The 20,976-nt window shown below is 61.9% G+C and carries 27 protein-coding genes and 1 pseudogene; 19 read left to right on the forward strand and 9 right to left on the reverse strand.

The genetic code is table 11. The features are described 5' to 3' along the window. Positions 1–18: 18 nt before the first annotated feature. The 12 genes and pseudogenes from ACXMDM_RS12670 to ACXMDM_RS12725 all read left to right on the forward strand — a co-directional run bounded on the left by ACXMDM_RS12670 (position 19) and on the right by ACXMDM_RS12725 (position 11,438). Positions 19–303, forward strand: a complete 285-nt coding sequence (locus tag ACXMDM_RS12670) for a TMEM165/GDT1 family protein (RefSeq protein ID WP_071799853.1) — start codon at positions 19–21, stop codon at positions 301–303. Between the two features lie 89 nt (positions 304–392). After that, positions 393–2,696: an RNB domain-containing ribonuclease gene (locus ACXMDM_RS12675; RefSeq protein WP_071799854.1), complete on the forward strand. Its 2,304-nt coding sequence runs from the start codon at positions 393–395 to the stop codon at positions 2,694–2,696. 3 nt (positions 2,697–2,699) lie between these two features. Further along, positions 2,700–3,335, forward strand: a complete 636-nt coding sequence (locus ACXMDM_RS12680) for a flavin prenyltransferase UbiX (protein WP_071799855.1) — start codon at positions 2,700–2,702, stop codon at positions 3,333–3,335. Positions 3,336–3,408: 73 nt separating this feature from the next. After that, entirely contained in the window at positions 3,409–3,918 is a 510-nt protein-coding gene (locus ACXMDM_RS12685; protein ID WP_071801864.1) for a hypothetical protein, read from the forward strand. 46 nt (positions 3,919–3,964) lie between these two features. Next, complete coding sequence (locus ACXMDM_RS12690; protein WP_071799857.1) at positions 3,965–4,405, forward strand: DUF2996 domain-containing protein; 441 nt, start codon at positions 3,965–3,967, stop codon at positions 4,403–4,405. Positions 4,406–4,497: 92 nt separating this feature from the next. Further along, positions 4,498–5,580, forward strand: coding sequence for a magnesium-protoporphyrin IX monomethyl ester (oxidative) cyclase (gene acsF, locus ACXMDM_RS12695; RefSeq protein WP_071799859.1), 1,083 nt, complete (start codon positions 4,498–4,500; stop codon positions 5,578–5,580). A 116-nt stretch (positions 5,581–5,696) separates the two neighbouring features. Further along, positions 5,697–7,085 carry a TldD/PmbA family protein gene (locus tag ACXMDM_RS12700; protein WP_120352810.1) on the forward strand — a complete coding sequence of 463 codons (1,389 nt, stop codon included), beginning with the start codon at positions 5,697–5,699 and terminating at the stop codon, positions 7,083–7,085. Between the two features lie 2 nt (positions 7,086–7,087). Then, the gene (locus ACXMDM_RS12705; RefSeq protein ID WP_071799861.1) at positions 7,088–8,485 is read left to right on the forward strand and encodes a TldD/PmbA family protein; all 1,398 of its coding nucleotides are present in this window, start codon (positions 7,088–7,090) and stop codon (positions 8,483–8,485) included. Between the two features lie 51 nt (positions 8,486–8,536). After that, positions 8,537–9,565, forward strand: coding sequence for a methionyl-tRNA formyltransferase (gene fmt, locus ACXMDM_RS12710; RefSeq protein ID WP_071799863.1), 1,029 nt, complete (start codon positions 8,537–8,539; stop codon positions 9,563–9,565). A gap of 62 nt (positions 9,566–9,627) precedes the next feature. After that, positions 9,628–9,897 carry a DUF2164 domain-containing protein gene (locus tag ACXMDM_RS12715; protein ID WP_071799865.1) on the forward strand — a complete coding sequence of 90 codons (270 nt, stop codon included), beginning with the start codon at positions 9,628–9,630 and terminating at the stop codon, positions 9,895–9,897. Between the two features lie 24 nt (positions 9,898–9,921). Next, positions 9,922–10,146 (forward strand): hypothetical protein, encoded by a 225-nt coding sequence (locus tag ACXMDM_RS12720; RefSeq protein WP_145537052.1) that lies wholly within the window; start codon positions 9,922–9,924, stop codon positions 10,144–10,146. Between the two features lie 225 nt (positions 10,147–10,371). Next, a pseudogene (locus ACXMDM_RS12725) lies at positions 10,372–11,438 on the forward strand (ISAs1 family transposase). An 8-nt stretch (positions 11,439–11,446) separates the two neighbouring features. Here the strand turns inward: ACXMDM_RS12725 and ACXMDM_RS12730 are convergent. From ACXMDM_RS12730 to ACXMDM_RS12740, 3 genes are all read right to left on the reverse strand, one after another. After that, the gene (locus tag ACXMDM_RS12730) at positions 11,447–12,043 is read right to left on the reverse strand and encodes a DUF262 domain-containing protein (protein WP_205526847.1); all 597 of its coding nucleotides are present in this window, start codon (positions 12,041–12,043) and stop codon (positions 11,447–11,449) included. A 167-nt stretch (positions 12,044–12,210) separates the two neighbouring features. Then, a complete protein-coding gene (locus ACXMDM_RS12735; protein WP_071799870.1) occupies positions 12,211–13,374 on the reverse strand; it encodes a restriction endonuclease subunit S in 1,164 nt (387 codons plus the stop codon). Continuing rightward, the gene (locus ACXMDM_RS12740) at positions 13,371–13,565 is read right to left on the reverse strand and encodes a hypothetical protein (protein WP_145537307.1); all 195 of its coding nucleotides are present in this window, start codon (positions 13,563–13,565) and stop codon (positions 13,371–13,373) included. The genes ACXMDM_RS12735 and ACXMDM_RS12740 overlap by 4 nt, the downstream gene beginning before the upstream one ends. 46 nt (positions 13,566–13,611) lie before the next feature. On the opposite strand from ACXMDM_RS12740, the gene ACXMDM_RS12745 reads away from it, so the two are divergent. From ACXMDM_RS12745 to ACXMDM_RS12765, 5 genes are read left to right on the forward strand one after another with little or no spacing between them, the layout of a single operon-like run. Next, a complete protein-coding gene (locus tag ACXMDM_RS12745; protein WP_145537304.1) occupies positions 13,612–13,944 on the forward strand; it encodes a ribbon-helix-helix domain-containing protein in 333 nt (110 codons plus the stop codon). Further along, a complete protein-coding gene (locus ACXMDM_RS12750; protein WP_071799875.1) occupies positions 13,941–14,195 on the forward strand; it encodes a type II toxin-antitoxin system PemK/MazF family toxin in 255 nt (84 codons plus the stop codon). The genes ACXMDM_RS12745 and ACXMDM_RS12750 overlap by 4 nt, the downstream gene beginning before the upstream one ends. Beyond that, positions 14,167–14,298: a type II toxin-antitoxin system PemK/MazF family toxin gene (locus tag ACXMDM_RS12755; protein ID WP_499570421.1), complete on the forward strand. Its 132-nt coding sequence runs from the start codon at positions 14,167–14,169 to the stop codon at positions 14,296–14,298. Before ACXMDM_RS12750 ends, ACXMDM_RS12755 begins: the two co-directional genes overlap by 29 nt. 55 nt (positions 14,299–14,353) lie before the next feature. Continuing rightward, positions 14,354–14,632, forward strand: a complete 279-nt coding sequence (locus ACXMDM_RS12760) for an antitoxin MazE family protein (RefSeq protein WP_083544341.1) — start codon at positions 14,354–14,356, stop codon at positions 14,630–14,632. 20 nt (positions 14,633–14,652) lie between these two features. Next, positions 14,653–14,958, forward strand: coding sequence for a type II toxin-antitoxin system PemK/MazF family toxin (locus ACXMDM_RS12765; RefSeq protein WP_233830971.1), 306 nt, complete (start codon positions 14,653–14,655; stop codon positions 14,956–14,958). Positions 14,959–14,975: 17 nt separating this feature from the next. Here the strand turns inward: ACXMDM_RS12765 and ACXMDM_RS12770 are convergent, their stop codons facing one another. The 5 genes from ACXMDM_RS12770 to ACXMDM_RS12790 form a co-directional block, all read right to left on the reverse strand. Next, on the reverse strand, positions 14,976–15,449 hold the full coding sequence (locus ACXMDM_RS12770; RefSeq protein WP_250638235.1) for an N-6 DNA methylase: 474 nt from the start codon (positions 15,447–15,449) through the stop codon (positions 14,976–14,978). Beyond that, positions 15,407–16,339: an HsdM family class I SAM-dependent methyltransferase gene (locus tag ACXMDM_RS12775; protein WP_250638236.1), complete on the reverse strand. Its 933-nt coding sequence runs from the start codon at positions 16,337–16,339 to the stop codon at positions 15,407–15,409. Before ACXMDM_RS12775 ends, ACXMDM_RS12770 begins: the two co-directional genes overlap by 43 nt. Before the next feature lie 30 nt (positions 16,340–16,369). Continuing rightward, positions 16,370–16,843: a type I restriction-modification system subunit M N-terminal domain-containing protein gene (locus ACXMDM_RS12780; protein ID WP_233830974.1), complete on the reverse strand. Its 474-nt coding sequence runs from the start codon at positions 16,841–16,843 to the stop codon at positions 16,370–16,372. Positions 16,844–17,020: 177 nt separating this feature from the next. Next, positions 17,021–17,188, reverse strand: coding sequence for a DUF2256 domain-containing protein (locus ACXMDM_RS12785; RefSeq protein ID WP_071799877.1), 168 nt, complete (start codon positions 17,186–17,188; stop codon positions 17,021–17,023). A gap of 11 nt (positions 17,189–17,199) precedes the next feature. Next, complete coding sequence (locus tag ACXMDM_RS12790) at positions 17,200–17,379, reverse strand: hypothetical protein (RefSeq protein ID WP_499570443.1); 180 nt, start codon at positions 17,377–17,379, stop codon at positions 17,200–17,202. A gap of 209 nt (positions 17,380–17,588) precedes the next feature. On the opposite strand from ACXMDM_RS12790, the gene ACXMDM_RS12795 reads away from it, so the two are divergent. Both ACXMDM_RS12795 and ACXMDM_RS12800 read left to right on the forward strand, forming a co-directional pair. Then, positions 17,589–18,083 carry a TlpA family protein disulfide reductase gene (locus tag ACXMDM_RS12795; RefSeq protein WP_071799878.1) on the forward strand — a complete coding sequence of 165 codons (495 nt, stop codon included), beginning with the start codon at positions 17,589–17,591 and terminating at the stop codon, positions 18,081–18,083. A gap of 407 nt (positions 18,084–18,490) precedes the next feature. After that, positions 18,491–19,285: a cytochrome c biogenesis protein CcdA gene (locus ACXMDM_RS12800; RefSeq protein ID WP_205526848.1), complete on the forward strand. Its 795-nt coding sequence runs from the start codon at positions 18,491–18,493 to the stop codon at positions 19,283–19,285. Between the two features lie 109 nt (positions 19,286–19,394). Here the strand turns inward: ACXMDM_RS12800 and ACXMDM_RS12805 are convergent, their stop codons facing one another. After that, positions 19,395–20,924 (reverse strand): SulP family inorganic anion transporter, encoded by a 1,530-nt coding sequence (locus tag ACXMDM_RS12805; RefSeq protein ID WP_071799880.1) that lies wholly within the window; start codon positions 20,922–20,924, stop codon positions 19,395–19,397. Positions 20,925–20,976 lie beyond the last annotated feature (52 nt).

Here is a 20,976-nt window from a genome sequence, read left to right on the forward strand (position 1 = left end):
CTCCGAAACCTTGATTCGATGCAACTTCCGCTCCTGGCCTCCACCTTTCTGACTGTGTTTCTCGCCGAGCTGGGTGACAAGACCCAGCTGACGATCGTGACGATCAGCGGCACCACCAGCAATCCGATCGCGGTGTTTGTCGGCAGCTCGGGGGCCTTGGTGCTCGCCAGCTTGCTGGGTGCCTACGCCGGGGGTTCCCTTTCCACTTTGATTCCTGCCGATGCCCTCCAACTCGCCGCTTCGCTCGGCTTCCTTTTGATCGGCACCCGGCTGATCATTCGAGCCGGAACAGAAGATTCGTAGAGTGTGGCTTCATAACAACCGCTTTCCTGGGCATCGCTGCGCGCCCAGGGCTTCCAAGCCTTGCCTGCTTTCCTTTGACTCTCCCCCCGATGAAGTTCACGGTCGCCGGTCTGCTCGACCAGCTCCCTGCCTCCGACGCCCTGCCACTCGCCAAGTTGGAGAAGGCTCTCGGTCTGAGCCAGAAGACCGACAAGGCGATGCTGCGGATCGCGCTTGAGGGCTTGGGCCGCGTTGGGCTTCTTGAGGAAGGCGAAGCCGGCGTGCAGCGTTGCCACGACGAGAGCCTGATCGAGGCGCGCCTGCGCTGCTCCAGCAAGGGCTTCTGTTTCGCCCTGCGCGAAGACGGCAACGAAGACATCTATATCCGCGACCACCAGCTCAACCACGCCTGGAACGGTGACCGGGTGCTGGTGCGCATCACCCGTGAAGGCGGCCGCCGCCGATCCCCAGAGGGTGGGGTGCAATGCATCCTTGAACGCGCCACCACCAACCTGCTGGCCCAGGTGGAACGGCATGAGGATCGCCTCGTCGCCGTGCCGCTCGACGACCGACTGCTCACCAGCGTGGCGCTTCCAGCCAGCGATGACACCTACCTCGATCCTGACAAGCAGTCGGTGGTGGAGGTGCTGCTGGACCGTTACCCCGTGGCCCAGTTTCCCGCCCAGGGTCACGTCGCCCGGCTGCTGCCGATCAATGGCGGTGAGGAGGCCGACCTCGATCTGCTGCTCACCAAACACGGTCTGCGCAACCCTGTCGCTCCACCGCGCAGCACCCTGCGCAACCCGAACCCCAAGGGCCGCCTCGACCTCACCGCACTTCCCACCTTTTTGCTGAACGGCTGGAGCGGTGGCGAGGCGCCAATCTTGCCGGCGGTGTCACTCGAAGAGGTGTCACTCGAAGAAGGGGAAACGGGCGTCACCCTCTGGGTCCACTCCCCGGCCGTGGCTGAGCGGCTGACCGCTGGCGGCAGTCTTGACCTCTGGTTGCGTGAGCGGGCCGAGGCCCTCTGCCTGGGCAGGCGCTGGATTCCGCTGCTCAACCCTGCCCTGAGCAAGGCGGCCGGCTTTGTCACAGGCCAGGAGGCTGCCGCCGTTTCAGTCGGCCTGCAATTCAATGCTGAGGGGCAGCTGGAGCACTATCGCTTTGCCCTCACCACGATCAAGACCGACGCCAGCATCGATGCCGCCTGCCTGCAGGCCCTCGCCGAGCGGAAACCCAAGGCACGCACCGTACCGGCAGCGCTGAAATCCCTCAAGGATCTGCTGCCGGTGCTTGAAAAATTGCTGGAACTGGCGGCTGTGCTGCGCCAGCGCCGGCTGGCCAATGGATCGATCGATCTCGATCTTCCCCTGCCTGACCTCGAATCCCTCGGTGACCTGCCTCTGCCAGAGCCGGGCGAAAGCCGCCAGGGCTGGCTTGTGGCGTTACCGCCACAGCATCCCTTCGCCCTGCTGAGGGAACTGGTGCTACCGGCCGGTCAGGCCCTGGGCAAGCACCTGGCAGCCCTTGATCTGCCTGGAATCTTTGCCGTCAATCCGGGGGCGGATCCGGCCCAGGTCAACGAGGTGGCCAAGGCCGCCCTTGCCTTGGAGATTCCCCTGGAGCTGGCCGATGACGGCAACGCCCCGGTGGCTTCTGAGCTGGCTGCCGCCTTCGCCGCCACCGACCGCAGCCGGGTGCTGCAGCGCCAACTCAGTGAGGTGCTGCCCGAAGTGCAGTTCAGCCCGAGCCCTGGATCCCACAGCCTGGCGGGCGAGACAGAAGCCTTTGCTCCTTGGTGCCTGCCATCGCTGCACTACGCCGATCTCTGGAATCAGCATGTGCTGGTGCTGCTGCTCACCGAGGGCAAGGATCGGCCCAGCGTGCGCCACAAGGTCAGGGTCGACCTGGCTTCTGATGTTTGCCACGGCACCATCGACTGGCCCCTGCTGCCCCCCAGTCAGCGCACCGAACTGGAGCAATCCCGCAGCACCTCCTTGATCCAGCGCCTCAACAATCGCGCCCGCTTCGTACTTGAGCTCAAGACCGATCTGGTAGTGATGGCGCAGGCCCGCGCCGCCGAACCAATGGTCGGTCAGACCATTTCCGGTGTGATCAGCGGTGTTCAGAGTTACGGCTTCTTCGTCGAAATTCCGCCATCACGGGTGGAGGGCTTGGTGCATGTCAGCTCGCTCAAGGACGACTGGTACGAGTACCGCTCCCGCCAAAACCGGCTGGTCGGTCGCAAGAACCGCCGCACCTACAGGCTCGGAGATGTGGTGGACGTGGAGATTCAGAAGGTGGATGTGCTGCGCCATCAGATCGATCTGATCGTCGTCGAAACCGAGGGAGACCCAGACGGCGAAGCCGTCAGCCAGGCGAACGATCAGGAAGCAGCCACCGGGGAGGACTGAGCCGTGGCGCCGGTGGTGTTGGCCGTCTCGGGCGCTTCGGCCATGCCCCTGGCGGAACGGAGCCTTCAGCTCTTGCTTGAAGCTGGCGAGGAGGTTGAACTGATCGCCAGCCGTGGCGCCATCGGCGTCTGGCTGGCCGAACAGGGTGTGCGCATTCCCTCTGAACCTGAGCTGCAGACGCTGTTCTGGCGCGAGCGCACCGGTGTGAGCTCCGGTCAGTTGCGCTGCCACCGCTGGAATGATCAGGCCGCTGCGATCGCCAGCGGCAGCTTTCCCACCCGGGGCATGGTGATCTTGCCGGCGAGCATGGGAACAGTCGGTCGGATTGCCAGCGGTGTGGCCACCGACTTAGTCGAGAGGGTGGCCGATGTCCACCTCAAGGAAGGCCGGCCGCTGGTGATTGCGCCGCGAGAGATGCCGTGGAACCTGATTCATCTGCGCAATCTGACCGCCCTGGCTGAAGCGGGGGCCCGGATCGCCCCACCGATTCCCGCCTGGTATCACCGCCCCACCACCCTTGAAGAGATGGTGGATTTTCTGGTCATCCGGGTGTTCGATTCTTTGGGTTATGAGCTTGGGGCGCTGAAGCGCTGGGAAGGACCGGTCGACCTCGCGCCCACCGCCAGAACCACGGCCTGAATCACGGCGGAAACTCTTCCTGAATCACTGCTGAACCGCTCAATCACCTGCCCGTTTGCTGGCGCCGGACCCCGTGCTCTCCCGTCTTCTGCTTCTGCCCCTGCTCGCTCCCCTGCTGGCGGTCCTGCTGGTCGCGGCGATCAACCCCCGGCCGACGACTTCGCTGCGGCTGTTGATCTGGAGCTTGCCGGCCTTGCCGCTGGGTGCCTGGATCGGTCTGGCTGGCGCTGGCGGTGCAGCCCTCAGTGCCGGCTTCACCGCCCTGGCCCTGAAGCAGGGCGCGATTCCAGCGCCAGCGAACCCCAGGCAAGAGCCAGCACAGGCGCAACGGCGAAGCAGCCGTCGCAACGACGAGGATCCAGGTCGCCAGAAACCGGAGAGAGCCAGCCGCAGCCAGCCGTTCACGCCGCCGGCCTGGTCTGGCCCCGAGCGGGCCCCCCAGGATCCGCTGCCCACCGTCTCTGTCCCCTTTCGGGTGATTCGGCGGGGCCCAGCGACAGTTGCTGGGCCAGTGGAGCAGGCGCGGGCCACCGCCATGACGCCTGAAGAGGGCTGGGACGCTCCCTTGGCGGAGGATTGGTGAGACGCCCCTAAAGTTGCGCGAAGGTTCCCTATCGAGGTCTGTGCCCGTGAGCGATTCAGCCAGCCCCGCCCCCAAGACTGAAGCCAAAGCCAAGCCGGCAGCGGCGGCAGTCAAAGCCAAGCCGCCCGCTCCGGAAGACAAGCCATTTGCGGAGTTCATCCCCCAGCTCTTCCTGCCGGCCCTGACCAAGGAGATCAAGTCCTATGGAGGTCCGGATGTGGAGCTGAGCTTCCTGGAAGCCCCCATGCCGGTGGTGGGCTTTTCCTGTTGGCAGGTGCTCGGCGTTCTCCCGGGTGGCCGGCGCTTCTGGCTGTGCTTCACCGCCGCCCAGATCGGCTCCGCCAAGACCATCGCCCTGGCCGAATCAGGCAGTGAACCCAGCCTGCTGGAGCCCTTCTTGATTGATGAGCGCAAGACCACCCTGGCCCTGCTGCTCTCCCGGGTGGTCTCCCGGCTCAATGGCCAGAAATGGCTCGGCCCGAACTGAGCAACCACGCAGATCGCTGCCGCTCTTCACATCGCGGCATCCAGGCGCTGAAGCCTCCTACGATGGGGGCACCATTTTGCTGAAGCGCACGCATGGTGCCTCCGATCGCCGCCCCCAGCGCCCCTGCCGGCTCGCAGGCCCAGGCGTTCAAAGAACCCGTCAAGGACACAATCCTGACGCCGCGGTTCTACACCACCGATTTCGACGCCATGGCGGCGATGGATCTGCGGCCCAACGAGGTGGAGCTCGAAGCCATCTGCGAAGAGTTCCGCAAGGATTACAACCGCCATCACTTCGTTCGCAACGCCGAATTCGATGGCGCCGCCGACAAGCTCGATCCCGCAACCCGCAAGGTGTTTGTGGAGTTCCTGGAGCAGAGCTGCACGTCGGAATTCTCCGGTTTCCTGCTCTACAAGGAACTCAGCCGCCGCATCAAAGAGAAAAACCCCTTGTTGGCGGAATGCTTTGCGCACATGGCCCGCGATGAAGCGCGCCACGCCGGCTTCCTCAACAAGTCGATGGGTGATTTCGGTCTGCAGCTCGACCTGGGCTTCCTGACCGCCAATAAGGCGTACACCTTCTTCCAGCCGAAGTTCATCTTCTACGCCACCTACCTCTCTGAGAAGATCGGCTACTGGCGCTACATCGCCATCTATCGCCACCTGCAGCAGCATCCAGAGAGCAAGATTTTCCCGATCTTCAACTTCTTCGAGAACTGGTGCCAGGACGAAAATCGCCACGGCGACTTCTTCGATGCCCTGATGAAAGCCCAGCCAGACACCGTGCGCGGTCTTCAGGCCCGTTTGTGGTGCCGCTTCTTCCTACTGGCCGTGTTCGCCACCATGTATGTGCGCGACGTGGCCCGCAAGGAGTTCTACGAGGCCCTCGGCCTAGATGCCCGCAGCTACGACAAGATGGTGATCGAGAAAACCAACGAAACCTCCGCCAAGGTGTTTCCCGTGGTGCTCAATGTCGCCCACCCCAAGTTCTACGAGCGGCTTGAGCGGATCGTCACCAACAACAGCGCCCTGAGCGCTGCTGATCAGTCCGGTGGCTTCGCCCCGATCCGCATCCTGCGCAAACTGCCCTTCTGGGCGGCCAATGGCCTGGAGATGGCCAAGCTCTTCTTGATGGCTCCGATCCGCAGCGAAGACTTCCAACCTGCGGTGCGCTGAACCCAAGGTTTCGCGTCAAAGGTTTCGCATCAAAGGCCCCACAACACGTTCCACCACCCCACCCAAACCTCTTGGTTGCTTCTCCCCTGGCCCTGGTTCAGCTCGATCCCTTCGACCTGAGCTGGCGATCGAGGCTGGAGCTGGTGCTGGCCTCAGGCCGCGCCGCCGGAGCCAGCCTGGTGGAAGTGTTTCTCGAGAGCACCGACCACATCGGTCTGCTGGCCGAGCAGGACAGCATCACCAATGTCAGCCCGGCGTTTGGCAAGGGCGCTGGCATCCGGGTGTTCCGCGAGGAGCGCGATGGCTTCGTCTCCACCAACGACCTCAGCGAGCGCGGGCTGATGGCGGCCCTGGAGCAGGCCCTCGGCATGCTTGGCCTGGAGCGCGGCAGCAGCGACTCCAGCCGCTTCGACGGCCTCTCAGGCCTGCGCGATTACGGCCAGAGCAAACAGGCCTGGTTGGATCATTGCCCCGGCTTGGGCGAGGCCACCAGCCGGCTTCTGGAGGGCACCGCCCTGCTCGAGCGCCACGGCCAGCACCTGCAGGCCCGCCGCGGCAGCTATGCCCGCGACTGGCAGGAGGTGATGGTGGCCGCCAGTGATGGCACCTTCGCCCGCGACATCCGGCTGCACCAGTCGGTGGGGCTCAATGCCCTGGCCGCCGATGGGGAGCACCGGGCCAGCCAGGGGCGGCGCTATGGCAGCAGCGATCGCCCCGATGACCTGCGCCAGTGGGACCCAGACGCTTCGGCCGCAGAGATCTGCGCCAGCGCCCAGGCCATGCTCCGCGCCGATTACGTCGAAGCCGGCAGCTACCCGGTGGTGCTGGCCAACCGCTTCGGCGGTGTGATCTTCCACGAAGCCTGCGGCCACCTGCTCGAAACCACCCAGGTGGAGCGGGGCACCACCCCCTTCGCTGAGCAGGTGGGCAGCCCGATCGCCCATGCGGCGGTCACGGCGATCGATGAGGGCCTCAGCAGCGGCGCCTTCGGCAGCCTTTCGATGGACGACGAAGGCATGGAGCCTGAGCGCACCGTGCTGATCGAGAACGGCGTGCTCAAGCGCTTTCTCTCCGACCGGGCCGGCGAACTGCGCACTGGGCACGCCCGCACCGGCAGCGGCCGACGCCAGAGCCATTCCTTCGCCGCCGCCAGCCGCATGCGCAACACCTTCATCGCCGCTGGCCCCCACAGCCCCGCTGACCTGATCGCCTCGATCGAGACCGGGCTGTATTGCAAGTCGATGGGTGGCGGCAGCGTCGGCCCCACCGGCCAGTTCAATTTTGCCGTCGAGGAGGGCTACCTGATCGAGAACGGAGAACTGGGAAAGCCGGTGAAGGGAGCCACCCTGATCGGTGAAGCCAAGGAGGTGATGCCACGCATCTCGATGTGTGCCAACGATCTGGAACTGGCCGCTGGCTTTTGTGGCTCGGTGAGCGGCAGCATCTTCGTGACGGTCGGCCAGCCCCACATCAAGGTCGACAGCATCACGGTGGGGGGGCGATGAGCATGGGCACCTCACTGAGCGCCACGACCCCAGCCGCTGCCAAGGCTCCTGGCCTCGATGCCGTCCAACTGGGCCAACAACTGGAACGCCTCGCCGGCGATCTGGGCATCGAGCGATGGGATCTCGGGGCCGCCTGCAGCACCGACACGTCCGTGCAGGTCGACCGGGGTGAAGCCAAGCAGCTCAAGGGCGCCCAACGCAGCTCGATCACCGTGCGGGTCTGGAACGGCGATGGCCTGGTGGGCATCACCAGCACCTCCGATCTCTCCAAGGCGGGCCTGGCGCGCGCCCTCGCCGGCGCCAAGGAAGCCAGCGCCTATGGCAACGCCAACGACACACCGGCCTTTTCACCCCTGGCGGGCGCTCCCCTGGAGCCCCTCGATCAACCGATCCAAGACCCCCAGGCCATTCTCAGCCTGCTGACCACGCTCAAAGAGGCCGAGCGCGACCTGCTTGGTCGCCACGCAGCGATCACGACAGTTCCGTACAACGGCCTGGCCCAGCGCGCCAGCGAGCGGATCTACCTCAACAGCGCCGGCGCCTGCCGCCAACAGCAACTCAGCACCGCCAGCCTCTACCTCTACGCCAGGGCCGAGGAAGCCGGCCGCAAGCCACGCAGCAGCGGTGCCGTGCGCCTGGCCTATGGCGCCAGCGAACTCGACATCGCCGGCTGCATTGATGAAGCCGCAGAGCTCACCATCTCCCACCTCGACTACGCCCCGATTGCCACGGGTTACTACACCTGTGTGTTCAGCCCCGAAGCGTTTCTCGACCTGGTCGGTGCCTTCAGCAATCTGTTCAACGCCCGGGCCGTGCTGGATGGCGTCAGCCTCAGCCATCGGGAGTCGCTGGGCGACAGCTTGGCCGTTCCCTTCCTCTCCATCCATGACAACGGCCTGCACCCGGGCAACATCGGTGCCTCCAGCTTTGATGGCGAAGGCACGCCGGTGAGCCGCCTGGGTCTGATCGAAGATGGCGTTCTCAGCCACTTCATGCACTCGGAGGCCACCGCCCGTGCCTTCGGCGTCGCCCCCACCGGCCATGCCGGCCTGGGGGCCAAGGTGTCGGTGGGTGCGAACTGGTTTGAAGTCGGCTCCGGCAGCAGCGCTGGCGGCGCCCAGGGGCTGGATCGTCACAGCGCCGACGGCGTGGTCTGGATTGATTCCCTCTCAGCGCTGCATGCCGGCGTCAAAGCCAGCCAGGGTTCGTTTTCGCTGCCCTTTGATGGCTGGTTGATCCAGGGCGGTGAAACCCGCTCGATCGAGGCGGCCACCGTGGCCGGCGACATCCGCCAGGTGCTCAAGGCTTTGGTGGGCTTTGAAGGAGAGGCCAAGGTCACCCCCGATGGCCTCTGCCCTCACGTGTGGGTGGAAGGCTTGTCGATCACCGGCGACGCCTGATCCGATGCGCCTGGTCGCCAGCCTCTCGGCTGCGGGGAAGAAGAAAGCGTCTTGAGGATCTTGTTCTGGGGCACCCCCGCTTACGCGGTGCCCAGCCTCGATGCCCTGGTGGCCGCCGGCCACGAACTGGTGGCTGTAGTGAGCCAGCCCGACCGCCGCCGGGGGCGAGGCTCCGCCTTTCTTCCATCAGCTGTCAAAGCACGCGCCCTGGAGCTCGGCCTGCCGGTGTTCACCCCCCAGCGCATCCGCAGGGAGGCAGAGCTGCAGGTTCAACTGGCTGCCCTTGGCGCCGATATCTCCGTGGTGGTGGCCTTCGGCCAGATTCTGCCTCCAGCCGTGCTCAACGAGCCGCCCCTGGGCTGCTGGAACGGCCACGGCTCGCTGCTGCCGCGCTGGCGCGGGGCCGCGCCGATTCAGTGGAGCCTGCTGGAAGGCGACGCCGAAACAGGCGTTGGCATCATGGCCATGGAAGAGGGCTTAGACACCGGGCCGGTGTTACTGGAGAAGCGGCTGACGATCGGCCTGCTCGAGAACGCCCAGCAACTGGCACTTCGCCTCAGCAAGCTCACCGCCGAGCTGCTGGTTGCGGCCATGCCCTTGATCGAGAAGGCAGGAGCTGGCCCGGAAGCCGAACGGCTGGCGCGGCTTGAGGTGCGGCCCCAGCCCAGCGCCAACGAGTGCTATGCCCGCCTGCTGGCCAAGAAGGATTTCCGCATCAACTGGAGCGCCTCAGCCCTGACACTCCATCGCCAGGTGATGGGGCTGTATCCCGGAGCGCACAGCATCTGGGGGGAGAAGCGGCTGAAGCTGCTGGTCAGCGAGCCCCTGGTGGCCAGGCTGGTGGACCAACTCAGCAGCCAGGCCGCCCAGCTGGCTCAGGCCTGGAACAACCGGGACTCCAGCTCGCGCCCGACTGAGCAACCCGGCACGGTGCTGGAGGTGGTGCCATCCCTGGGACTGGTGGTCTCCACCGGCGGCTGCCCGCTGTTGATTCGCGAAGCCCAGCTAGAAGGAAAGGCCCCCGCCCGAGGCCAGGCCCTACTCCAACAGCTGGGGGCCAAGGCGGGAGATCGGCTGTAAATCTGCGGCACAACTGGCTATTCTCACCGCCACAAACAACCCACGCGGCTGCCGACCGATCCATGGCCATCCAACTCCCCAAGCAGGCACGCAAGGAGGCCGTGGCTTCGATTATCAATTACTTCCACGACTCCAGGGAAGAAGAGATCGGAACCATTGCTGCCGGGGGGCTGCTGGAGCTGTTCTTGACTGAAATCGCCCCGAGCATCTATAACAAAGCCGTGTCAGACGTTCTGGGCAGAATCAGAAATCACATCGCCGAACTAGACATTGACCTGAACGAAGAAGAATTTCCCGCATCGGCAAGCAGGCAGGGGCGTGCTGATCTCTAACCTTTACCCAGCAGAGTCCAAGCAATGGGCATAAAATCAAAAGAACCATTCCTTAGTGGAATTGCCCTGCTGCTTTTAAGCAGCGCATTGGTGGCCTGTGCTGGATCGTCTCCGAGCAACACCACGCCGTCTGCAGCCGAGCAGAAATCTCCACTGCTTGTGCCTCTCGATCAGGCCAGGGAAGCCGCCAAAGAACTGGAAGCCAAACAACTCGAACGGCAGAATGCTGCAGTTGAAGCGGTCCAATGAAGAGATACAGCGGGATTCCTGAAAAACAAAACCAAGGCACTCGCGCACAATGCAGGTGCTTCCCCGAAACACAGGGCTGATTGAAAGTCTGTCACAAGCGAGCTTGGCGTTGCTGCGAGCATTGGGTTTGGTCGGCGGGAATGGATCCCTTCTTTGCCAGAACCCTCTCCTGCTAATGCCTCTGCCGACCTGATCAGCTTTCTGCAGGCGATCCCAGAGGGACGGATGCGTCGTGGGGTGCGCTTCCCCCAGTGGTTTCTGCTCCTGGTGGCGGTCCTCGGGATCTTGAGTGGCTGCCAGAGCCTGCGGGATCTGGAGCGCTTTGCCCTCCGCCATCACGCTGCGCTGAACCAGGCGTTGGGTCTTGAGCTCAGGCGGCCACCCACTGATTCCACCTTCCGCTATCTGTTCCTGCAGGTTGATGTGGCCGAGATCTGCCGGCAGCTGCAGGGGTGGATGCTCGCCCAGATCCCAGGTGGTGCGATGGGTCTTGATCAGCTCGTGTGCGACGGCAAGACACTCCGCGGCTCGATTGTCCAGACCGACGGTGGCGGCGGTGCGTTCATTTCTCAGGTGACGCTCTACTCCAAGACCCTGGGTGTGGCCATTGCCCAGGCCACCTACGACACCCGTGAATCTCACGAGCGTGCCGTACTGCGGGAGCTGTTGGCCACGATGGATCTCGACGGCGTCTTGATCCAGGCCGACGCGCTTCATACCCAGAAACCGTTTTTCGGCAGCTCACGGAGCAGGGGGCCGACTTCCTCCTCACAGTGAAAGCAAACCAAAGGACCCTGCATCGCCAGATCGGCGAGCAGTTCCTCTACTCCCGCAAGATCCCTCTCACAGCAATGGTTTCTGAACGCAGCCATGGACGCGACACCACCTGGATACTCAGGGCCAAACAGGCTCCTGACTTCATCAACGAGGCCTGGCCCGGCAGTAGCTGGATTGTTGAACTTGTCGTCAGTGGCAAGCGTCATGGCAAGCCCTCCCTCCAGCGGCACCTTTTTCTCACCAGCCTGCGCACCACGCCAAAAGCCCTGCTGCAACTGGTGAGGGACCGCTGGTGCATTGAAAGCTGGCACTGGATCCGCGATACCCAGCTCCATGAAGATGAACACCGTTATGGCGGCCCCGGCGCTGCCGTGCTGGCCACGCTGAGGACCCTGGCCCTCAACCTGCTCGGGCTGCACGGCCACTACTCGGTGAGAGCTGGGCTGGCTGAGGTGGCCCACGACATCGCCAAGCTGCTCACAATGGCTGGGATCAGGCCAGGATGGGCGACTTGATCAGACTTTCAATCAGCCCTGATTGCAGCCGTAGGCCGCCAGTGGTGGCTGTACAGCTGCTCCTGGTGTTCAGGAGGTTGGCCCATGAGCACGAAGTTGCGGATCAGATCGGCCTGGGAGAGCTCCCGGCCGGTTGAGTTCATGCTCTCGAAGATCAGCTGGGGGTTGTCCTGATCCCTGGAGAGGGCCACATCCACCACCAGCAACTTGCTGATCCCGCGGCACACCACCGACAGATCTGTGGCGGGCTTGCGCAGCTGCTCGAGGAAGAAGGCGTGGTTATCGGTGATGCGAATCGAGGGCTTCGGCGGTAGTGGCGCCCCGCGTCCTTCCACCAGAGCGTTCAAGGTGGTGCGATCGGTATCGGAGAGCAGCAGCTTGAAACGCTTGTCGCCCTTTTGGAGCCGGTTGATCAGGTAGTACTCGCGGACCATGTCCGGCGCAAAGCCTTCAATGGGCTCCTGCTGCTCTTCTGGCAACTTCGCGAGCACTTCGGCGAGGGCGGTGAGCAGCAGGGTGACGGTGGTCAGCCGCTGCTGGCCATCGATCACCAACTTGGGCGCCCGCACGGCGAGGTTGCCGAGGCCTTCATCGATGTGCACCACCGAGCCGATGAAGTGGACGCCAATCTCCTCAGAAGCACCAGTCCGGAGGATGTCGGCTCAGAGCTGCTCACATTCCTGACGGGTCCAGGAGTAGGTGCGCTGGTAGATCGGGATGATGAATTGCTGGACTGCGTGCAGGATCTGGAGAAGTTTGGCTTCGGTGGCTTTCATTCGGTGGCCTCTTTTTGGCATGAGGCTGTGAGCTCCCCACGGAATGCGCGGAGATTGAGGGAGGCGAAAAAAGTCTCACCAGCTTTCATGGCCTCGACATGCCGGAGTAGTTCAGTGCGAAGTCTGCGCACCCTCCTTGCAAAGAGATTTTGCTGACTAATCCTAGGAAAGGGAATCTTGAAGCCGCGAATATCGCCAAGAGAAATGAATTTCTGAGTTCCCCCGCGTCCGGCACTTGCGACATGTGATTTGAACAGCTTGCCATCTAGGACTTGACGAACGTACTCAGGGTTCATTCGACTATTTTTGAATTTAATCAGAGCAACGTTTTTGATTGCAAAGTCCGGATCAAAATCAACAACAACCGGGCCGCCGATTGTCCCAATCATCGGCATAATTATATCCCCCCTGTCAACCTTCGACCTTTTGTTAATGTCAATGAAGTCTGCTTCAGAAATTAGTTTGGCACCTGAGTAGTCGATTCTGCCGCGGGAAAAATTCTTCGAAGTCATAAGGGAAAAGCCGACATCGACATACATTGGAGAGTCGTGTGTGCCATCCCGAACGTCACAGACCTCGCCCAAGGCAACTGCCTCCTCTTTGGATACAAGTAGATCGCCAAACATCTCGATGAAGATGGCCTGGCCTAGCTGGTTTAGGCAGACCAGGGCACGCTGACGCTTGCGGCGCAGTTCGTCGGCCTTATCCAAAATCGCCGCGACGCGCCGCTGCTCCTCCAGCAGGGGGAGGGGGATTTCGGCGGATCTGAGTTTTGCCACCGAAAGATGCTTAACGGTAACAAAGGGTGTTTCCTCTTCGATCCGCTTCAGAATGGTCGGAAGAGCGTGATACAGGTAGTCATTATTTAGGACATCTTCCTTCGCAATTGTCCTGCAGACTCGTTGATTAAGCAGGGCAGCAGAACTTTTCCAGCGCTCTCGATTAAATTCTCCATCCATGCCAATCAGAATGTCTCCATTGTTGATCAAATAGTCTGCGTGATAAGGGCCGCTGTAGTAAGTCTTGCTGGTCCCAGGCAGGACATCTCTGATTCGTATTATTGGCAGGCCAACAGGCTCGTCGGAAAAGTAGTCTGATTTGAAGGCGAACCCTGAGAGAAAACTGCATACTTCCCCGAGATAAGCACTGGGCCAGCTCATCGAAGCATCCCCTCCAGCTCCTCGACCTTCTGCAGGATCCCCAGCTCGATCACGCGTGGTTCCGGCAAGTTCTCCAACGGCGGGCGGTGCTCCACCTCTTCATGCACCAGCTCGTTGGTTTGATCAAGCCTGAGGTTGAGCTCCCGCACCATCCCTGTTCGCTGCTGTCGCACCTGGACAGGGCTGGCCATTGGAAAGTCGATATGATCATACTGGCCTGCATACCTTTTCCCGTCCATGGCGCGCTCCAGCCCCCCCGCCGAACGGGTGACCGTGACCATGTCGTCAGAACTGGTCGCCGGAATCGACCGCATCGAGGGCAACCGCAGCCGCTTCGTCGCCGAGGCCGTGCGCCACGAACTGCAGCGGCGCCAAAGGCTTGGACTGCTGCGTTCCCTGGAGGCTCCCCACCCCGACAGCGTCGCCACCGCAGCCCTTGGGCTGGCGGATTGGGCCGAGGCCCTGCCCGAAGGGGACAGTGACCTGCTTGATCCCAGCGCCGGAGTGCCGCTGCATTGGCGGCCGGAATCCGGTTGGCAGGTTGCCGGCTCACCAGATGTCCAGCCATGAACCTGCCCCGGGGCAGCCTGGTGCTGGTGGATCTGGAGCCGACCCTCGGCCATGAACAGCGCGGCACCCGACCCTGCCTGGTGGTAAGTGATCCGGCGGTGAATTCCAGCCAGAGGTTTCCGCTGCTGGCTGTGGTTCCGATCACCGGAACGCCGGCCCCCGGCGCCCTTTATCCGCCCCTGGCCCCCAGGTGCGAGCGGTCTTACCAAGCCCTCCTATGCCCTGGTGGATCAGCTGCGCTCGATCGATAAGCAGCGCATCCGCCGCCGCTACGGCCAGGTGAGCGAGGTGGAGCTGGCCAGCATCGATGCGGGCCTGCGCCTTTATCTCGGCCTGGAGCCTGATCTCGGCTGAAGCAGCTCGTCCGCGACCCCCGTTACCATGACATGTAACCAGCGCTGACGCTGTCATGGAAGCCGAAGCCAACCCGGAGGCTCCCCGATCGGAGGACAGCGCCCAGGAAGCGCGCCGCGCCGCCAACCGCCGCAAGGTGCGGGAGCACCGCCAGCGGCTGCGGGCCCAGGGGATGCGGCCGATCCAGATCTGGGTACCGGATGTGCATGCGCCTGGGTTTGCAGCCGAGGCGCGGCGGCAGTCGCGATTGGCCAACGAAAGCCCGGAAGAGGCCGAGATCCAGGCCTTCATCGATTCGGTGGTCGAGTGGCCCGATGACGAGACCAGCCAGTGAAGCGTGGTGAGCTTTGGACCATGGCCGGAGGATCCGGCTATGCCAGCAAGCCCAGGCCTGTGGTGATCGTTCAGGACGACGCCTTCGCGGCCCGCGACTCGATCGTGGTCTGTCTGATCACCACCGACAACACCGATCTCCCTGTGTTTCGGGTGTGGGTGGAACCCACAGCAGAGAACGGCCTGAAAGCAACGAGTCGCCTGATGGTTGACAAAGTCACCACCGTGGCCAGGAACCGCCTCGGCCAGAAGATCGGCCGCCTGAACGATGACGACGTGATCCGCCTCAACCGATCGTTGCTGGTGTTTCTTGGCCTGGCCCGCTGAGTGGAGATGGGATGGGCTCATCGGAGCATCCCCTCCAGCTCCTCGATCCCCTGCAGGATCTCCTGCTCGATCGCCCGCAGTTCTGCCAGGATTTCCATCGGAGGCCGGTGCTCCACCTCTTCGTAGATCAGCTCCTTGTAGCGGTTGAGGCTGAGGTCATAGCCCTGGGCCACGATTTCCGCCTTGGGCACGCAGAAGCTCTGCTCCGTGCGCGCCCGTTCGCGCTCTGAGCTTGTGCGTTCCTTCCAGCGGGCCAGGGCATCGGGCAGGTTGTTCTTGGCGTGCTCGCCTTCTTGTAAAGGCTCTTTCGGCGCAGGCCCCAGCTTCTCGAGCGGCAGCAGAGGATTGCGCTTGTCGTCGAGGCTCCAGCCATCGGCGCTCATGTCGTAGAACCACACCTGATCGGTACCGCCACGGCCGGTTTTGGTGAACAGCAGGATCGCCGTGCTCACGCCTGCATAGGGGCGGAACACCCCGCTCGGCAGCGACACCACGCCTTCGAGAAAGTGATCGTCCACCAGAGTGCGGCGCAGTTCTTGTGGGCCTTGCTGGAGCCGAACAGCACCCCATCGGGCACGATCACCGCTGCCCGGCCACCGGGTTTGAGCAGCTGCAGGAACAAGGCCATGAACAGCAACTCGGTTTTCTTGGTTTTCACCACCCGTTGCAGCTTGCCGCTGGTGCTTTCGAAATCCAGCGAGCCAGCAAAAGGCGGATTGGCAAGAATCAGGGAGTAGCGATTCTCCTCGAGCGCACCGTCTTCAGAGAGGGAATCGCGATAGCTCACATCGGGGTTCTCCACCCCGTGCAAGAGCATGTTCATCGAGCCGATGCGCAGCATCGTGCTGTCGAAATCAAAACCATGGAACAGGCCATGGTTGAAGTGCTCGCGCTGCTGGGTGTCGCTGAATAGCTCCGGGTGGTGCTCGCGCAGGTATTCGCCCACCGCCACCGGAAAGCCGCAGGTGCCGCAGGCCGGATCGGCCATCACGTCGGTGGGCTTGGGCTCCGTCATCGCCACCATCAGCTCGATGATGTGGCGCGGTGTGCGGAACTGGCCGTTGGTGCCGGCGGTGGCCAGCTTGCCCAGCATGTACTCGTAGATGTCGCCCTTGGTGTCGCGATCCGCCATCGGCACCGCATCCAGGAGATCGACCACCTTGGCCAGGAGGGCGGCAGTGGGGATCGTGAAACGCGCGTCCTTCATGTGGCTGGCAAAAGCCGAGCCATCGCCGCCAAGGGTGCGCAGGAAGGGGAACACGCGCTCGCCCACCAGCTCGAACATCTCGGTGGCGGCCAGCTGTTTGAAGCGGCTCCAGCGCAGCCGCTCGTAAGGGCGCTCCTGCGGGTCATTGCCTTCGGGATAAAGCCGCCGCACCATCGGCTGCCCGGTGCGCAGGGCCTTGCGCTCCTACAGGGTTTCCAGCTCATCGAGGCGGCGGATGAACAGCAGGTAGGTGAGCTGCTCCAGCACCTCCAGGGGGTTGGCGATGCCGCCACTCCAGAAGGCATTCCAGATGCCATCGATCTGGTTGCGCAGCTCGCCGGTGAGCGCCGAGGCGGCGGTGGTTCCGGCGGCGATGGTGGGCGCGGCGGTGGCGGCCGCACCGTTGCCATTGCGGCGGCTGCGGCCATTCCCGGATGCAGAGGCCTGCCTGGGCGGTGGGCTGATCCCGGCGGCCTTCAAGCCGCCACCAGGGCCACGGGCTTTCTCGGCGGCGCCCATGGCCACCACATGATCCTTGGCAGCTTCGAATTCCTCATCGCTGAAGGGTTCATCGGCCAGATCCAACAGATCAGCGCGCAACTCCGCATTGCTGAGCCTGCTGCCATCTTCTGGGATCAAGGCGAGCAGGGCGTCGGTGAGATCGGTGCGGGCGGCCATCAGGGGCAGATTGCGGAAAAAGATTGGGGCGCGAACGTTCTATAGAAACGCAGTTTGACATTCGCATCGGGATGGCCACATTGTCTGGGTCAAGTCTGGACAACAATCCGTTCGGCCAAATCACTGATGATTTCGGCTATGGGAATCCTGGAGTCAGGCTGGGATCGCGTACACAGGTCAAGGCAGAGTCGAACCCCCCGTCGCATTCAGCCGCTTGCGATTGTTGCGGCAGCGATCGGAGCAATAAAGCACCTCGTCCCAAACGTTCTTCCACTTTTTTCGACACTGGAAGGGGCGCCCGCAAACCGGGCAGATTTTGGTGGGGCGATTGGCGTGATGGGGCATCGGGTTGTTGCCTATTTGGCGATCGCCTTCCAGATCCACCAAGCCACCAGGCCGAGAAGCACCCAGGGAAGCAAGGCCCTGAACACCAGCAATACCAGCACGAGCAGCCCAGCGGAAACCACAGTCCGCTTGGTCAGCGCCTTTGCCTCATCGGTCATGAAGCTCCAACGGGGAATCAGGGACATCGGCAATCAAGGGTTGTCCCCGGCAAGCTACCGCCCTTTGCTGGCCGTGGTTTCCAGCCCACCAGACAACAGCGCAAGATGCGGCGGCATCTCAGCGGTGGGTCGGGATCTGGAGGGGCGCAATCCGATCGGACTGTTCATCGGTAGTAGGGGGCGAGGGATCTCCGTTGCCTTGGCCCAAGGCTTTAACCCTTCTTCCACCATACAAATTCATCATGGCTCCCATCGTCACCCAGTCGATTCCGAAGTTCGCGGCCATCGCAATCCTCGGCGTTGGCATCACCACGGCTTTCAGCAACCCGCAAGGCGTTCAAAAGTTCGTCTCCGAGGCGATCTCCCATCCCGCCCAGGCCCAAACCACGGGGAAGCTGGCGCAACAACTGCAAGGCAAGCCAGTTGTTGTCGACGTCTATGCAAGCTGGTGCTCTGCCTGTAAAAACATCGCTCCAACCCTCTCCCAGCTCAAGCAGAAATATGCAGGAGCCGTGAACTTCGTTGTTTTAGATGTCTCAGATAGGGCCTCTACAGCCAAATCCGAAGCAACCGCCCGCAAGCTTGGGCTCAGCAATTTCTTTGCTGCCAACAAAACCCAGACAGGTTCCCTCACCATCATTGATCCTGCAACAGGCAAGATCCTGGCGCAACATCGCAACAACCCAAACAAATCAGCCTACACAAAAGTTCTTGACGCTGCAATCTCAAGGAAATAAAGTCATCAACCTCCTAAGCATCAATCCAAAGCAGATTCTTCTGCCATAGGGTTCATGCTTAAGCCCTTCATCCAGCCATCCCAGCGTGTTGAACCGCCAGTGACCAACAGTCACTGGCCTTTATCTTCGTTGGTTGAGCTCATTGGAAGCCACTTCTGTTCGCGCAAGCCCACTGACGCCACGCTCAGCTCCCAGCACCATCGCCAACGCATTGACGCATGGGCTTGCTGCAATCACAGCCATGCCTGGCTGTGATTTCGCCATAAGAAACTATCAGCCAGCAGCACTGAAGCGCTAACTCCAGAAGGTCAACTCCACCCCGTGATCACTATGAATCTTCTAGAAATCCAAACCCAGAGCCAGACACCATGACGCGCGCGCACAGACGCAGAAGGAGCCCCTTTCAGATGCCAAGACAATGGAAACTGTTTGGCGCCCTGGTCCTAACCGGCTTACTGATCGCCCTGCTGGCCACTGGCCCCCTATCGCTAGCTGTCTACCGCCTGATTTCAATCGTTGAGAATCACTATCAAGAATGGTTCTCCCAGCAGGATGCGGCCAATCCATTCGTACTGCTTCCTCTTGCCTTTACCGGAGGATTGATTGCCAGTGTTTCCCCCTGCATACTGGCGATGCTGCCAATCAACCTGAGCTATATCGGCACACGCAATATCACCTCACGGCAAGACGCCTTCAACAAAGCGGGATTATTCGTTCTTGGCAATGTAGTAATCTTAAGCCTATTCGGCCTGGCCTCCTCCTTCGCGGGCCTAGTGATGATCGAATATCGCGGTTTTATCAATATTGCCGTTGGAGCGATCATCTTGTTGATGGGATGTAGCTTATTGGGAGTGATCAAGGTGCCGCTTCCTCAAGTCAATGTTGGTAGTTCAACGGTTGGTCCTTTTGGCGTGGGTTTGACTTTTGCCTTGGTCAGCTCTCCTTGCTCCAGTCCGGTGTTGTTCGCAGTGCTTGCCGCTGCCGCTGCAAGCGGCTCTCAGCCACTCGCTGTGCTAACGATGACAAGCTATGCCCTGGGCTACACAATTATTATATTTTTAGCAAGTTTGTTGGCTGGGTTTGCCAAACAAGCCAAGCTATTACTGGAATATTCCGAAGAAATCACCAAGTTCGGCAGTATCGCCTTGATCCTGGCAGGACTGTACTATCTCATCACAGGGGTAGGCTGGTTTATGGTCTAACTCCAGCTCAATTCCACAGCAGCCATCGTGATTGCCCTGGGATGCAGCCCCCAAACGCAATAGTCAAGGCTTCATTCAAGCAAAGAACGAGAGCATTGGGAGTTGAAGCTCAAGAGAGATCACAGCTCGCGCCGATCACTACAGCGGGGCTTTCGCTGATGCGCTCAAACAGATCAAGGCTCTCTCGGTTGAGATTCAACACTTTCACGCTGGAGCCGGCCTGGCGACGTTTGCGGATCACCTGATCGAGGGCGCGTGTGCCAGTCTGATCCCAGATCCGTGCCTCAGCCATATCAATGGTGATGCAGGGTGGGAACCGATGCTGACTGAAGCCAGCCAGAAAATAAACGGCGCTGACAAAGAACAACTGACCACGCACGGTGTAGTGAATGTGTTCATCCGTCAACCAGGTGGATTCCACAGAAATCACTTTCGCCACCTTGCGGCTGAACAGAATCCCCGCCTGGGCCACGCCAACCACAACAGCGATCGCCAGATTGCGCGTCAGCAGAGCCAGCACCAAGGTGGTGACCATGATCGAACTATCGCTCTTGGGCAGCTTTCCCATCTTCAGGAACGACTGCCAGTTCACCGTGCTGAACGACACCATCAGCATCACCGCGACCAGGGCCGCCATCGGAATGCGCGCCAGCCAGCCGCTCAGTGAGATCACAAGGATCAACAGAGACACCCCTGCTGTGAGGGTGGAGAGGCGGTAGCGACCGCCGGATTCGATGTTGATCACACTCTGGCCAATCATGCCGGCACCTGCCATGCCGCCAAACAGGCCGGCAACGATGTTGGCGATGCCCTGAGCCCTGGCTTCGGCTTCATAATCCGAGTCTTCATCCACCAGGCCTTCCACCACATTGGCTGTGAGAAACGACTGCAGCAGCCCAACAAACGAGATCGCCAACGCTGTGGGCAGGATGATGGCGAGGCTGTCGAAAGAAGCGGTGATCGTCGGAATAGCAAAGACTGGCAGGTTCGAAGGAAGTTGGCCCAGATCTCCCACCCGCGGCACCGGCAACTGCCACACCTCGGCGATCACGCCGATCACCACAATCGCCACCAAGGTGGAGGGCACCCGTTTGGTGAGGCGGGGAAGGCCGTAGATGATCACCAGCCCAAGAGCAACCAGAGCCCACACGATCGGCCAGCTCACAGCCTCCACCCCCACCAGCGGTGAAGGGGTGTCCACACCCAGGCGGCCAAAACCGAGCTGAGGCAACTGGGCCAGAAAGATCAGCACCCCGATTGAATTCACGAAGCCCAACGTGACCGAACGGGGCACGAAACGCATCTGCTGGGAAAGGCGCAAGTAACCCCAGGCGATCTGAAACAGGCCCGCCAAAATACAGGCGGCGAGCAGATAGCTGAGGCCATGGGATTGCACTAACCCGCCCATCAACAGAGCCACACCGGCCGTGCAGGCCGACACCATGCCTGGCCTTCCGCCCAGCAGGGCTACCACGATCAGAATGCAGATCGAGCCAAACAGACCCACCTGCGGATCCACCCCGGCCACGATCGAGAAGGCGATGGCCTCGGGGATGATGCCCAGGGCGACCACGAGGCCAGCGAGTAATTCCTTGGGTAACGCTTGGCGATTGGGGATCAGTGACCAGCCGTGCAGCACAGGAAATCAACGTTGAAGGGAGTTGAGATCATGCTACGTAGCGGCCTTCGGC

This window comes from Synechococcus sp. CS-603 (assembly GCF_977929215.1).

Coding starts and splice junctions, on each gene's coding strand:
- ACXMDM_RS12670 (WP_071799853.1), top strand. CDS start 19: ATGCAACTTCCGCTCCTGGCCTCCACCTTTCTGACTGTGTTTCTCGCC.
- ACXMDM_RS12675 (WP_071799854.1), top strand. CDS start 393: ATGAAGTTCACGGTCGCCGGTCTGCTCGACCAGCTCCCTGCCTCCGAC.
- acsF (WP_071799859.1), top strand. CDS start 4,498: ATGGTGCCTCCGATCGCCGCCCCCAGCGCCCCTGCCGGCTCGCAGGCC.
- ACXMDM_RS12705 (WP_071799861.1), top strand. CDS start 7,088: ATGGGCACCTCACTGAGCGCCACGACCCCAGCCGCTGCCAAGGCTCCT.
- ACXMDM_RS12715 (WP_071799865.1), top strand. CDS start 9,628: ATGGCCATCCAACTCCCCAAGCAGGCACGCAAGGAGGCCGTGGCTTCG.
- ACXMDM_RS12720 (WP_145537052.1), top strand. CDS start 9,922: ATGGGCATAAAATCAAAAGAACCATTCCTTAGTGGAATTGCCCTGCTG.
- ACXMDM_RS12735 (WP_071799870.1), bottom strand. CDS start 13,374: ATGAGCTGGCCCAGTGCTTATCTCGGGGAAGTATGCAGTTTTCTCTCA.
- ACXMDM_RS12740 (WP_145537307.1), bottom strand. CDS start 13,565: ATGGCCAGCCCTGTCCAGGTGCGACAGCAGCGAACAGGGATGGTGCGG.
- ACXMDM_RS12745 (WP_145537304.1), top strand. CDS start 13,612: ATGGCGCGCTCCAGCCCCCCCGCCGAACGGGTGACCGTGACCATGTCG.
- ACXMDM_RS12750 (WP_071799875.1), top strand. CDS start 13,941: ATGAACCTGCCCCGGGGCAGCCTGGTGCTGGTGGATCTGGAGCCGACC.
- ACXMDM_RS12760 (WP_083544341.1), top strand. CDS start 14,354: ATGGAAGCCGAAGCCAACCCGGAGGCTCCCCGATCGGAGGACAGCGCC.
- ACXMDM_RS12765 (WP_233830971.1), top strand. CDS start 14,653: ATGGCCGGAGGATCCGGCTATGCCAGCAAGCCCAGGCCTGTGGTGATC.
- ACXMDM_RS12775 (WP_250638236.1), bottom strand. CDS start 16,339: ATGGTGCGGCGGCTTTATCCCGAAGGCAATGACCCGCAGGAGCGCCCT.
- ACXMDM_RS12780 (WP_233830974.1), bottom strand. CDS start 16,843: ATGGCCGCCCGCACCGATCTCACCGACGCCCTGCTCGCCTTGATCCCA.
- ACXMDM_RS12785 (WP_071799877.1), bottom strand. CDS start 17,188: ATGCCCCATCACGCCAATCGCCCCACCAAAATCTGCCCGGTTTGCGGG.
- ACXMDM_RS12795 (WP_071799878.1), top strand. CDS start 17,589: ATGGCTCCCATCGTCACCCAGTCGATTCCGAAGTTCGCGGCCATCGCA.
- ACXMDM_RS12800 (WP_205526848.1), top strand. CDS start 18,491: ATGCCAAGACAATGGAAACTGTTTGGCGCCCTGGTCCTAACCGGCTTA.